Below are 12,365 nucleotides of genomic sequence, written 5' to 3'. Positions count from 1 at the left end.
ACCGCATTGTTCGTGCCCTGCTGCGCGGTATCGCCGCCGCCGGCAGCGCGCGGCATCGTCATGCCTTGGAGAAGCGAGGGCATGCACAAGATGACCGTGACCTGGATCAGCGTGTCCGCGAATGCGGCGAGTGGTGAGCCCACCTGATTTCCCGCCTCCCTTATTCCACGATAGCTCAGCTGGTAGAGCGCGCGACTGTTAATCGCGTCGTCCCTGGTTCGACCCCAGGTCGTGGAGCCAATTTTTTTTCATAGCCGCATAGCTCAGTGGTAGAGCAGTGCCTTGATAAGGCACAGGTCGCTGGTTCGATGCCGGCTGCGGCTACCAGTTTCTTTTTTTTCGGTGCAAGTGGCGCAGTTGGCAGCGCAGCGGGATGTGACCCCGCGGGTCACCGGTTCGAGTCCGGTCTTGCACCCCACTCCAATGCGGGCATAGCTCAGAGGCAGAGCAACCGGCTTTTAACCGGTAGGTCGAGATTTCGAAATTCTCTGTCCGCACCATTCGCCATTCAGCGCTTCGTTGTTCAGCACTTTAGCTCAGCAGGTAGAGCAGCGCCCTTACAAGGCGATGGTCGGGAGTTCGATCCTCTCAAGAGCTACCAAATTCATTCATTTCACCTTACAGGAGGCCACGATGCATCACGTTCTGCAGCTCGACATCCAGGGGACGCCCCAGGCCTGGATCACGGCTGAAGATGCGGCGTTGCACTATGCCACCGGTACTGTGGCGTGGGAGGAGGGTGACAGCCCCCTCGCCACGCTTCGCGGTGGGTGGAATGTGGCGCGTGGCCGGCAATCGCTGATGGTCATTCAGCCCATCATTGCCCTGCGCGGTTCGCCGCGGCGCAACCTGTTTGAGGTCACGCCGGCCGTGTCGAAACCCAAGCTGTTGCGCCGGGACCGCTGCACCTGCGCCTACTGCGCTCAGATCTTCCTCGAAAAAGATCTCGAAGCCGAGCACATCATTCCCGACAGCAAGGGTGGAGCCTACAGCTGGACCAACCTGGTCAGTGCATGCCGGTCGTGCAACGCACGCAAAGGCGCCCGCACCCCCGAGCAGGCTGGAATGCCGCTGGTCTACTTGCCTTACGTTCCGTCGCTGTGGGAAGACTTCCTGCTGCGCGGCCGCAATGTACGGGCCGACGTCCATGAGTGGCTGGCCGCCCGGCTGCCCAAGGAATCCAGGCTGAATTGAGTTCAGCAGCCGAAGCGGCGCGTCGCGAAAGTGGTGCGCCGCTTTTTTATTCCTGATAGTTCCCTGGATCATCGGCATGCTGTCCAGCATGCCTGTGCGCGGCCCACGGCCGCCGCCATATGGCAGGATCGGCCCGGACTCACGGCTGCAGAAGACAACAGGCTATCTGCCTTTAAGATCAACCCGATGAGGTACTGGCGGTGACTGGTCTTGGGGAGAATTCCTGTGCCAGGAATGACTCATCCGTATCATCAGTTCGGGCTGCTATCTGTTTTGAGCGTTACTGCCTTGTATTGAACCCTAATGATTTTTGACAACGACCGTTTTGACGCTGCCATCATCGACCTGGACGGCACCATGGTCGATACCCTGGGCGACTTTGTGGCTGCCCTCAACCTGATGCTGGCCGAARTGCTGCCGGGCCACCTGCCGGCGTTTGCGCTTGATGCTGCAGCAGTGGAGCGCATGGTTGGAAAAGGCTCGGAGCATCTCGTCAGGACCACGCTGAAATATGTCCAGGAGAAGATGGGCATTGCGCTGGCAGCTATCGATTTAATAGCGCTTTACGATGCGGCCTACGTCGCTTACCAACGGCATTACACCCGCATCAATGGCCGGCACTCTGCGGTTTATCCGGGTGTCCTGGAAGGCTTGCATGTGTTGCAGCAGGACGGACTGCGGCTTGCCTGCCTGACCAACAAACCCCTGGCGTTTGCCCGCGAACTGCTCAAGCTCAAAGGCCTCGACGGCTTTTTTACCCAGGTTTTTGGCGGGGATTCATTCGAGCGCAAAAAGCCAGATCCGCTGCCCTTGCTGAGAACCTGCGAATGCCTCGGCACTTCGCCTGCCCGCACGCTGATGATCGGCGACTCCAGCAACGATGCCCGGGCCGCCCGGGCCGCGGGCTGTCCGGTGTTGCTGGTGACGTATGGGTATAACCATGGCGAGCCGGTTCGCGCTGTGGACGCCGATGGCTTCATTGACTCGCTGGCGGAGCTGCGGCTCCAGAAATGACAACGGGGCTTGCGCCCCGTTGAGAGAGTGTGACTTGCGCCGCTTCAGGCGGGTTTGCCGAGCATCGCGTCCTTCAGTTTCCAGTCGGCCGGTTGCGGGCCCAGCCAGATGCGCAGAAGTGCGGTGAAGAACTCTGCTTCCTTGAATGGATCGCCTTGCGGTTTGCCTTTGACCGTGATGATGGTGCCGGTGCCGGGGATCCAGTCAATGGTGAAGTTGTCCCCGGCCACCAATTTTTTCTGGCTGGCGAATATCTGTCCCATCTTGATCAGCCCGGGAATCAGCTTGGACATCTCGTTTTTTGGCGTGTTTTCTTCAAAGGCTTTGGTGAAGCTCTTGCCGAGCTCGTTCGAATCAATTTCGCGCAGCAGCGTGATGCTGACCCGTTTGGGACCTGGGGCCGCGTAGACCTCTTCAGGAGTCACTGCTTTTTTCCCGAGATAGAGCGCGCCGACATAGACCTTGAAAACCGCTTTATAGCGAACGCCTGCGCCGTTCAGGTGGAGCTTGGCGCCGCTCACCTCGACCGGGTCATCGAGCTTGATGCCTGAAACTTCCATAGGGTCGGCCAGGGCGCTGAACGACAGTACCAAACCGGCCAAGCCAGCCATGCATCGCGTTGTCAAAGTCATGAATTTATCTCCAGATAATAGGGAAAATAGAACGAGCGTTCTTTTTTTTATGGGTTCATTTTGGGTGCGGCTACCCTCCCTTACAAGAGGGTTTGCGAGATAAGCATTACTACCAGTTGTTGTAACTTTGCCAACTGCGCTGGCCTGGAGGCCCTGATGGGCCGCTGTTTGCTACACTTTGTCCTTCATGTTCATTCATCGCGTCATTCAGACAGGTTGTGCAGGCCGGGGAGCCTGGCCCTGGCGTACCTGTCATTTCTCGCACGCCTGAGGCGCACGCGGGCTGGCACACTGCCACTTGCCCGTGTATCTGCCGCGGTTTTTGCGACACCCCCTTGATGCGCTCCGGCCCTGCCGGAGCATCCCGGCCCCATGCTTCGGGGTATTTTGAATGACAGGTGGCTACGCCTTTGAGCGCGTTGCCTCCTTGCGAAGGACTCATCCGTGATCACAGAACTCGAATTTAAAAGCCTGGCCGGCCAGGGCTACAACCGCATTCCCTTGATGGTCGAGGCGTTTGCCGACCTCGAAACACCTCTTTCCCTTTATCTCAAGCTTGCGCATTCCAGAGACGGCGGCAAGTTCAGCTTCCTGCTGGAATCGGTCGTGGGGGGCGAGCGGTTCGGCCGCTACAGTTTTATCGGCCTTCCCGCGCGCACGCTGGTGCGGGCATCCGGTTTTGGGCCAGATACCCTGACCGAAGTGGTGACGGACGGCAAGGTTGTGGAAACCTCCAAAGCCAATCCGCTGGACTTCATCAGCGACTACCAAAAGCGTTTCAAGGTCGCCCTGCGGCCCGGCCTGCCGCGCTTTTGCGGCGGCCTGGCGGGGTACTTCGGCTACGACACCGTGCGTTACGTCGAAAAGAAACTCGAAGCCTCCTGTCCGCCGGACACGCTGGGCTGCCCCGACATCCTGTTGCTGCAGTGTGAAGAGCTCGCCGTGATCGACAACCTGTCGGGCAAGCTTTACCTGATTGTTTATGCCGACCCGGCGAGGCCGGAGGCGTATGCCAATGCCAAAAAGCGCCTGCGCGAGCTCAAGGACCAGCTGAAGTATTCCGTCAGCGCGCCGGTGGTGAAACCGTCGCAGAGTTATCCGGCCGAGCGCGATTTTGCCAAGGCAGACTACATTGCCGCCGTGGAACGCGCCAAGCGGCTGATCGAGGCGGGCGACTTCATGCAGGTRCAGGTCGGCCAGCGCATCAAGAAGCGCTACACCGAGTCGCCGCTGAGCCTGTACCGCGCACTGCGTTCACTGAACCCCTCGCCTTACATGTACTACTACCACTTCGGAGACTTCCATGTTGTGGGTGCATCTCCCGAAATTCTGGTGCGCCAGGAAAAAATCGACGACGGGCAGAAAATCACCATCCGGCCGTTGGCGGGCACGCGGCCCCGAGCCTCTTCGCCGGAGGCCGACAAGGCCGTGGAGCACGAACTGGTGAACGACCCCAAAGAGCGTGCCGAGCACGTGATGCTGATTGACCTGGCGCGCAACGATATTGGCCGCATCGCCAAAACCGGCACGGTGAAAGTCACCGAAGCCTTCGCGGTCGAGCGCTACAGCCACGTGATGCACATCGTCAGCAATGTGGAGGGCACGCTGCTTGACGGCATGTCGAGCATGGACGTGCTCAAGGCCACCTTCCCGGCCGGCACGCTCACCGGCGCGCCCAAGGTCCATGCCATGGAGCTGATCGACCAGCTTGAGCCGACCAAGCGGGGCCTCTACGGCGGCGCCTGCGGTTACCTCAGCTATGCCGGCGACATGGATGTCGCCATTGCGATCCGCACCGGCATTATCAAGGACCAGATGCTGTATGTGCAGGCGGCGGCCGGTGTGGTGGCCGATTCGGTGGCTGAACTTGAATGGAAAGAAACCGAAGCCAAGGCGCGCGCGCTGCTGCGGGCATCCGAGCTAGTCGAGGAGGGCCTGGAATGAGCCAGCCAACCCACGCAGGCATCGAGCATTGCCACAGCATGGCCGACGTGCGCCGCAACATCGACGCGCTGGACGAGCGCATCGTGCCGCTGATCGCCGAGCGCAGCGCTTATGTGGCACAGGCGGCGAGCATCAAGCAGAACGCGGATCAGGTGTACGACCAGGCTCGCATCGATTTCATCATCGAGCGCGTGCGCGCACAGGCCCGCAAAGCCGGCGCCCCCGAGGCCATCGTGGAGGCTGCTTACCGCGCCATGATTGCCGCATCCATTGACTTTGAGCGCGGCGAATTCACACGCCTGCGCCAGGAGACCTGAATCATGAAGCACAAACTCTTGATGATCGACAACTACGACAGCTTCACCTACAACATCGTCCAGTATTTTGGCGAGCTGGGAGCGGAGGTGGAAGTTTTTCGGAACGACGAAATCACGGTAGCCGGTATCGCCGAGCGCGCGCCAGACCTGCTGGTGGTGTCGCCTGGCCCCTGCTCGCCGGCGGTGGCCGGCATTTCCGTCGCGGCCATCCAGCACTTTGCCGGCAAGCTGCCGATTCTGGGTGTGTGCCTGGGCCACCAGGCCATTGGCGAGGCCTTCGGCGGCAAAATCGTGCGCGCGCAGCAGCTCATGCACGGCAAGACCAGTGTCATCACCACCACGCAGCAGGGCGTGTTCGCCGGGCTACCCGAGCAGTTTGTGGTGAACCGCTACCACTCTCTGGCCATCGAAAAGTCTTCATGCCCCGACGTGCTGACTGTCACGGCGCGAACCGACGACGGCGAGATCATGGGTGTGCGCCACACGGAGTTGCCGATCCAGGGTGTGCAGTTCCATCCGGAATCCATCCTCACCGAGCACGGCCACGCCATGCTGAAGAACTTCCTGGAGCAAACAGCATGACCTGCGTTGCTATTGTTTTTATAGCTGCTGACGCAGATTTTAAAAGGGCTGGAGGCCGAAATGACTATTGATTTGAGAAGCGACACCGTCACCCGGCCCACGCAAGCCATGCGTGAGGCCATGCAAGCGGCGCCACTGGGGGACGACGTTTTTGGCGACGACCCCAGCGTCAACGCGCTGCAGGAAAAAATCGCCGGCCTGCTGGGCTTTGAAGCGGCCCTGTTTGTGCCCACAGGCACGCAAAGCAATCTCTGCGCGATCTTGAGCCACTGCCAGCGCGGTGACGAATACATCGTCGGCCAGCTGGCGCATTGTTACCGCTGGGAAGGCGGCGGCGCGGCGGTGTTCGGCAGTGTGCAGCCGCAGCCGCTGAACCACCAGCCCGACGGCACGCTGGCCCTGGCCGACATTGAAGCCGCGATCAAACCCGACGACGCGCATTTCGCGCGCACCCGCTTGCTTGCGCTGGAAAACACGCTGGGCGGCAAGTTGCTGCCGATGGCTTATGTCGAGCAGGCGACCACACTGGCCAAAAGCAAGGGCTTGTCACGGCACTTGGACGGCGCGCGCCTTTTCAATGCCGCCACGGCCCAGGCTGAGCAGACCGGCGGTGAGGTGAAAGCGGAAGCCCGCCGCATCGCCCAGTGTTTTGATTCGGTGTCGATCTGCTTCAGCAAGGGGCTGGGCGCCCCGGTGGGCTCGGCCCTGTGCGGCTCCAAGGAGTTCATTGCCCGCGCGCACCGCGTGCGCAAGATGGCCGGCGGCGCGATGCGCCAGGCCGGCCTGCTGGCGGCCGCGGCTTCTTACGCGCTGGACCACCACGTCGACCGGCTGGCGCAAGACCATGCACTGGCCCGCCGTCTGGCCGACGGGCTCGCTGGCATTCCGGAACTGCAGGTGGTGGCGCCCGATACCAATATCGTCTTTGCCGATGTTGTGGGTGGCACGCGAGAGCGCATGAACGCGCTGCTGGCCAGCCTGGCTGCGCACGGCATAGATGCCAACACCGGCATGTACCGCCTGCGTTTTGTCACGCACCTGGATGTGGACACCGCCGGCGTAGACCGCGCTGTGGCCGCCATCCGGCAATTCTTCAACCATTAGGAGTACGCCATGCCTGACTTTCAACACCTGTTGATTTTCATCGCGGCTGGCTGGCTGCYGAACCTGACGCCGGGCCCGGACGTGCTTTATATCGTGACCAATTCACTGCGCTCGGGCGCGCGCGCCGGCATTGTTGCCGGCCTCGGCATTACGGCTGGTTGCTTCGTCCACATCTTCGCGGCGGCCGTGGGCGTCGGTGCCTTGCTTGCGACTTCGGCCACGGCATTTACCGTGCTTAAGTGGATAGGCGCGGCGTACCTGCTGTGGATAGGCGCGAAAATTTTGTTTTCCAGGGCGCCGCAGGCCACCACCGACCTCGCCGCGGCGGCTGCCGCCCAGCCGGAGCGGCGCCTGAAAGCCGTCTTCATGGGRGGCTTCTGGACCAATGTSCTGAACCCCAAGGTKGCGATTTTTTTCCTGGCCTTCGTGCCGCAGTTCATCGCGCCCGGCACTGACAACAAGGCCCTGGCCTTTGTGTTGTTGGGCGTGCTGTTCAAYTTGAACGCCATCCCGGTSAATTCGGGCTGGGCCCTGGCGGCTGCCTGGATGGCCCGGCGCGATGCCGTGCAGCGCGGCATGCACTGGCTGGACCGCGCGGCCGGCGCCATGTTCATCGCATTCGGCCTCAAGCTGGCCTTTACCGATCATCCGGCCAACTGAACCGGTTCTATATAGCTCCAGAACGAAGAAGCGAGACGCGTCATGCCCAACACCCACAAGATCACGCCGCAAGAAGCCCTGCAGCGCACCATCGAGCACCGCGAAATCTTCCACGACGAGATGCTGCACATCATGCGGCTGATCATGAGCGGCGAGATGTCGCCCGTCATGATGGCTGCGCTCATCACCGGCCTGCGCGTGAAGAAAGAAACCATCGGCGAGATCACGGCCGCCGCGCAGGTGATGCGCGAGTTTTCGACCAAGGTCAATGTGGCCGACAAAACCCATCTGGTCGACATCGTCGGCACCGGTGGTGACGGCTCGCACACCTTCAACATCTCGACCTGTTCCATGTTTGTGGCGGCGGCAGCCGGCGCCAAGGTCAGCAAGCACGGCGGGCGCAGTGTCAGCAGCAAGTCGGGCAGCGCCGACGTGATCGAGTCGCTGGGCATCCATATCGGCCTGTCGCCCGAAGCCATTGCGAAGTGCATCGACGAGGTCGGTGTGGGCTTCATGTTCGCACCCAACCACCATCCTGCCATGAAGAACGTTGCGCCCATCCGCAAGGAACTCGGCGTGCGCACCATCTTCAATATCCTGGGCCCCTTGACCAACCCGGCCAGTGCACCCAACATCCTGATGGGCGTGTTTCATTCGGACCTGGTTGGTATCCAGGTCCGCGCTTTGCAGCGCCTGGGTGCCGAGCACGCGCTGGTGGTCTACGGCAAGGACGGCATGGACGAGGTCAGCCTGGGCGCGGCTACTGTGGTCGGCGAGCTCAAGAACGGCGAAATCACCGAATACGAAATCCACCCTGAAGACTTCGACATGCCTATGGCCAGCAATCGCGCGTTGCGCGTGGAAACGCCCGAGCAGTCGAAGGCCATGCTGCAGGGTGTACTCGACAACCAGCCGGGTGCTGCGCGCGACATTGTGGTCCTGAACGCCGGGGCGGCGCTGTATGCCGCCAATGTGGCCGATTCCATGAAGGCTGGCATCGTGCTGGCCCGCGCTGCGCTGGAGTCGGGCGCGGCCAGGGCCAAGCTCGATCAGCTGGTCAGCCACAGCCAGAAGCTCGCCTGACGGCTTGCCGGCGGCGCATGGCTGCGCAGCTATCTATTCCCGTGCGGTCACGCGCGCGTCGGTTGCGGCAAAATGCAGGCCGACCGTGCTGCCTGGCTCGGCCACGCTCAGCAGGGCGTCACTGAACACCAGCAGTTCACCCAGCGGCGTGAGCACCACGCTTTCGATCCGGCTACCCAGGTAAGCCTGCCGCAGGACTTTTCCTGTCAGTGTGCTTGCTTCCAGTTCGCCGATACGGATGCGGTGTGGGCGTATGGCCAGGGCCACGGCGCCGTCCGGCATGCCTGGCGGCGGGACAACCCGCACATCAACCTGGTCGGCGCGGAAGAAATGCTGGCCTTGCACTGTGACCAGCTCGCCGTTGATCAGGTTGGCGTCGCCGATGAAGTCCGCCACAAAACTTGAGACGGGCGCCTCGTACAAATCGCGCGGCGCGCCCATCGTCGCAATGCGTCCCTTTTGCATGACCACAATGCGGTCTGACACCGCCAGCGCCTCTTCCTGGTCGTGCGTGACGTAAACCACGGTGAGTTGCAGGTTCTGCTGAAGGTCGCGGATATCCTGGCGTACCTTGCGGCGCAGTTTGGCATCCAGGTTCGACAAGGGTTCGTCAAACATCAGCACGGCCGGCTCCAGCACCAGTGACCGTGCCACTGCCACGCGCTGCTGCTGCCCACCGGACAGCTCCGACGAGAGCCGATCGGCGTAGTCGGCAATGCCGAGCAGGTCCATTTTGGTTTTTGCCAACGCCACGGCCTGCGGTTTCTTCATGCCGGAGGCGAGCAGGCCGTAGCACACGTTCTCCAGCGCGCTCATGTGCGGGAACAACGCATAAGACTGGAAAACCAGGCTCACGTCGCGCTGGTTCGCCGACCTGCCGGTGACGTCCCGGCCATCGATGCGGATCACGCCCTCGGAAGGTAGCTCGAGGCCTGCGATCAGCCGCAGCAGTGTTGTCTTGCCGCAACCGGAAGGCCCCAGCAGGGTCACCAGCTCTGCCTTGTCGATGGTGAGGTCAAGTGGATGCAGCGCAACCACCTTGCCGAAACGCTTGACGACGCCTTGAAACTCCACTGCGGCGGGGGACGGGTTCATGGCAGGGCCTGCTTAAAAAAAAGTGAAACGAAAAAGATGTGACGATGACCCAGAGGCTCAGGCGGTGGACACCGCGCGCCGCCCCAGCTCCGCATTGCCGATGAAACGCTGGATGAGCAGGACGCAGGCCAGCATGATCACGATAAGCACCGACGAATAGGCAATGGCGAGCGCGTACTCGCCGACTTCGACACGCCCCGCGATATAGACCGTCGAAAGGTTGTGCTGGGCGGTCGCCAGGAAGATCACTGCGCTGACGGCCGTGATGGCGTGCGTAAAACTGAACACAAGGCTGGCAATGATGGCGGGACGCAGCAGCGGAAGGATGACCCGCGCGAACGTGCGCGATGTGCTCGCGCGCAGCGTGGCGGAGGCTTCGTCGAGCGAACGATCGAGCTGCGACAGGGCCGAGACCGTGGCCCGCACACCCACCGGCATGTTGCGAAACACCAGACACAGCACGATGATGGCGAAGGTGCCGGTGAATTCAAGCGGCGGCACGTTGAAGGCGACGATGTAGGCAACACCGATCACGGTGCCGGGCACGGCGAAGTTCACCATGGTCAGGAATTCGAAGGCGCGCCGGCCCTTGAAGACGTGGCGGCTTACGACATAGCCTCCCAGCAAGCCCAGCGCGGTGGTAAGAGGTGCGGCAACAGCCGCGACGCCGAGCGTGGTGAAGAGGCTGTTCCACGCCGAGCCCGAAAACACCAGGCCACCTGCGCCCCAACTCAGGCCAAAGCCAGTCTCGAAGTGCTGCAGCGAAGGTGTCAGGTCGAACCTTCCGATGTCCTTGACTACGCCGCCGATCAGGATGATGCCGTACGACAGCACCGTCAGCACGCCCCAGGGAAGGACCAGCGCCAGTGCGCCCCACTTGACGCCTGTGGGCAGCGCGGCGGGCAGGCCACTGTCGCCTTTTCCGCTCACGGATGTGTAGGAGGCCTTGCCGATCCAGCGCTGTTGCAGTGCAAAGATGCCGACCGTCAGCAGCAGCAGCGTGACGGCGAGGATAGCCGCGCGTGATGCATCGTGCTGCGCGCCGGCAATGGCGAAGAAAATTTTCGTCGACAGTACCTCGAAATTTCCCGAGAGCACCAGCGGATTGGCGAAGTCCGCCAGGCTTTCCACAAAACCCAGCAGGAAGGCATTGGCAATGGCAGGGCGCACCAGAGGCCAGGTCACGGTGCGGAACACATGCCATGGCGAACCCCTCAGCACCTGGCCCGCTTCTTCAAGCGTCGGGCTGACGAGGCGCAGCGCACCGCTGATCAACAGGAAAGCCAGGGGCGTAAAGCACACCACTTGCGCCAGCAGTACGCCGGGCAGGCCATAGATCCAGCGCGACCGGGCAATGCCGAACCAGTCGCTCATCAGCTGAGTCACGATGCCGGTTCGGCCGAACAGGATGATGATGGCCAGGCCGATGACAAAAGGCGGCGTGACGACCGGCAGGATGGAGAGCACGCGAAGGCTGCCGCGAAAACGCCTGCCGCCCCGCTCGGCCAGCAGGGCCAGCGCGAAACCGAAAAGCGTGCTTCCGATGCCGGCGAGGGTGGCCAGAACGATGGAGTTGATGGCCACGCCGCATCTGACGTTGCCGGCGATGCAGCCCGTGCCCCAGATGTCTTCGCTGAAAAACCGGGCGGCGGCGGTCTGGATCAGCCAGTTGCCCCGCTCGTCCACGAAAGCCGCCAGCAGCATGCGCCCGATCGGGTAGATGACAAAAATGGCCAGCAGCAGCGACAGGATGCAGACGATGCCGGAAATGGCGGCATCGCTCTTGAATGCGCCGGCACGTGTTGCCAGCACGCTTGCGACGGCGGCCAGCACGCACCCGCCGGCAACGTAAGCTGAGCTCTGGGTCCACGGCATCAGAAGCACGCCCGCTGCAATGCCCAGTGCTGCCAGCAGCCAGCTCAGCGGATCAGCCCGCACGCGTGGGGCGGCTGCCATCACTGCAATGGGTGTAGTCAAGGTGTGACGTGATTCATCAGTGAGCAATGGAATTGCGGGATGTGTTCAGCACTCACTTGGGCAGTGCCCCGATGTCCTTGTCCCATTTGCCCAGCAGGCGCGAGCGTTCGGCCGAAGCGCCGTACTTGGCGAAGTTGTAGTCGATCAGTTTGACGTCGGCCAGCTTGGGCGCCTGTGGCGGCAAGGATGCTTTTTTATTGGAGGGGTTCTGGTACGAATGCGCGACCGTGGCAATGTCCTGCGCTTCAGGTGTCAGGGCCCAGTCGTACCATTTTTTGGCGTTGGCCAGATTTTTGGCACCCTTGATGATGCTCATGCTGCCGATCTCGTAGCCCGTACCCTCGCACGGTGCGACCACCTTCAGTGGAGCGCCTGCCACGGCGTGCGTGACGGCGTCGTGCAGAAAGGTGATGCCGATCATGCTTTCGCCGGTGGCTGCCGCACGGGCTGGCGCAGCGCCCGACTTGGTGTATTGGTTGATGTTGCGATGAAGGGCCTTCAGGTAGTCGAAGGCCTTGTCTTCGCCCATGATTTGCACGAGGGTGGCGAGCAGCGTGTAGGAGGTGCCGGACGAGTTGGGGTTGGCGACCTGGACTTCGCCCTTGAACTCCGGCTTGATCAGGTCGGCCCAGCATTTGGGTTCGGGCAATTTGCGTTTGGCCAGCTCGACGGTATTGAAGCTGAACCCCAGGGCGCCTGCATAAACGCCGACCGTGCGGTACTTGGAGGCCTCGGCTTGCTTCACGGCCCAAGGGTGCAGATC

At 61.9% G+C, this 12,365-nt stretch carries 12 protein-coding genes and 5 tRNA genes; 13 read left to right on the top strand and 4 right to left on the bottom strand.

The genetic code is table 11. The features are described from left to right. Nucleotides 1-164: 164 nt before the first annotated feature. The 7 genes from AC1DWI_RS03215 (at nucleotide 165) to gph (ending at nucleotide 2,208) form a co-directional block, all read left to right on the top strand. Nucleotides 165-240 (top strand) — tRNA-Asn (locus AC1DWI_RS03215). 12 nt (nucleotides 241-252) lie between these two features. Beyond that, nucleotides 253-327: transfer RNA gene (locus AC1DWI_RS03210), tRNA-Ile, on the top strand. A gap of 15 nt (nucleotides 328-342) precedes the next feature. Beyond that, nucleotides 343-418 (top strand) — tRNA-His (locus AC1DWI_RS03205). A gap of 7 nt (nucleotides 419-425) precedes the next feature. Continuing rightward, nucleotides 426-500 (top strand) — tRNA-Lys (locus AC1DWI_RS03200). Nucleotides 501-525: 25 nt separating this feature from the next. Continuing rightward, nucleotides 526-601, top strand: a tRNA-Val gene (locus AC1DWI_RS03195). A 32-nt stretch (nucleotides 602-633) separates the two neighbouring features. After that, nucleotides 634-1,194 (top strand): HNH endonuclease, encoded by a 561-nt coding sequence (locus AC1DWI_RS03190; RefSeq protein ID WP_477670722.1) that lies wholly within the window; start codon nucleotides 634-636, stop codon nucleotides 1,192-1,194. A gap of 303 nt (nucleotides 1,195-1,497) precedes the next feature. Beyond that, the gene (gene gph / locus AC1DWI_RS03185) at nucleotides 1,498-2,208 is read left to right on the top strand and encodes a phosphoglycolate phosphatase (protein ID WP_477724360.1); all 711 of its coding nucleotides are present in this window, start codon (nucleotides 1,498-1,500) and stop codon (nucleotides 2,206-2,208) included. Nucleotides 2,209-2,252: 44 nt separating this feature from the next. On the opposite strand, the gene AC1DWI_RS03180 is transcribed toward gph, so the two are convergent. Continuing rightward, the gene (locus AC1DWI_RS03180) at nucleotides 2,253-2,840 is read right to left on the bottom strand and encodes a chalcone isomerase family protein (protein ID WP_457282294.1); all 588 of its coding nucleotides are present in this window, start codon (nucleotides 2,838-2,840) and stop codon (nucleotides 2,253-2,255) included. Nucleotides 2,841-3,284: 444 nt separating this feature from the next. Between AC1DWI_RS03180 and trpE the strand changes: the two genes are divergently transcribed. The 6 genes from trpE to trpD are packed head-to-tail and all read left to right on the top strand — an operon-like array spanning nucleotide 3,285 to nucleotide 8,530. Further along, entirely contained in the window at nucleotides 3,285-4,784 is a 1,500-nt protein-coding gene (gene trpE / locus AC1DWI_RS03175) for an anthranilate synthase component I (protein WP_477670724.1), read from the top strand. Then, nucleotides 4,781-5,101: a chorismate mutase gene (locus AC1DWI_RS03170; protein ID WP_477670725.1), complete on the top strand. Its 321-nt coding sequence runs from the start codon at nucleotides 4,781-4,783 to the stop codon at nucleotides 5,099-5,101. The genes trpE and AC1DWI_RS03170 overlap by 4 nt, the downstream gene beginning before the upstream one ends. Nucleotides 5,102-5,104: 3 nt before the next feature. Beyond that, nucleotides 5,105-5,683: an aminodeoxychorismate/anthranilate synthase component II gene (locus tag AC1DWI_RS03165; RefSeq protein WP_477670726.1), complete on the top strand. Its 579-nt coding sequence runs from the start codon at nucleotides 5,105-5,107 to the stop codon at nucleotides 5,681-5,683. A gap of 60 nt (nucleotides 5,684-5,743) precedes the next feature. Next, nucleotides 5,744-6,787 carry a low-specificity L-threonine aldolase gene (ltaE, locus tag AC1DWI_RS03160; protein ID WP_477670727.1) on the top strand — a complete coding sequence of 348 codons (1,044 nt, stop codon included), beginning with the start codon at nucleotides 5,744-5,746 and terminating at the stop codon, nucleotides 6,785-6,787. A gap of 9 nt (nucleotides 6,788-6,796) precedes the next feature. Continuing rightward, nucleotides 6,797-7,447, top strand: a complete 651-nt coding sequence (locus AC1DWI_RS03155; RefSeq protein ID WP_477724359.1) for a LysE family translocator — start codon at nucleotides 6,797-6,799, stop codon at nucleotides 7,445-7,447. A 42-nt stretch (nucleotides 7,448-7,489) separates the two neighbouring features. Continuing rightward, on the top strand, nucleotides 7,490-8,530 hold the full coding sequence (gene trpD, locus AC1DWI_RS03150) for an anthranilate phosphoribosyltransferase (protein WP_477670729.1): 1,041 nt from the start codon (nucleotides 7,490-7,492) through the stop codon (nucleotides 8,528-8,530). A 33-nt stretch (nucleotides 8,531-8,563) separates the two neighbouring features. On the opposite strand, the gene AC1DWI_RS03145 is transcribed toward trpD, so the two are convergent. The 3 genes from AC1DWI_RS03145 to AC1DWI_RS03135 form a co-directional block, all read right to left on the bottom strand. After that, the gene (locus AC1DWI_RS03145) at nucleotides 8,564-9,625 is read right to left on the bottom strand and encodes an ABC transporter ATP-binding protein (protein ID WP_477670730.1); all 1,062 of its coding nucleotides are present in this window, start codon (nucleotides 9,623-9,625) and stop codon (nucleotides 8,564-8,566) included. 57 nt (nucleotides 9,626-9,682) lie between these two features. After that, on the bottom strand, nucleotides 9,683-11,602 hold the full coding sequence (locus AC1DWI_RS03140; protein WP_477670731.1) for an ABC transporter permease: 1,920 nt from the start codon (nucleotides 11,600-11,602) through the stop codon (nucleotides 9,683-9,685). A gap of 52 nt (nucleotides 11,603-11,654) precedes the next feature. Further along, a partial coding sequence (locus AC1DWI_RS03135; RefSeq protein ID WP_477724358.1) for an extracellular solute-binding protein occupies nucleotides 11,655-12,365 on the bottom strand: 711 nt, incomplete at its 5' end.

It is taken from the genome of Polaromonas sp. P3_C2 (assembly GCF_056402675.1).
The sequence above is the reverse complement of the archived record's forward strand: the minus strand, read 5'-3'. Positions and strand labels throughout refer to the sequence as shown.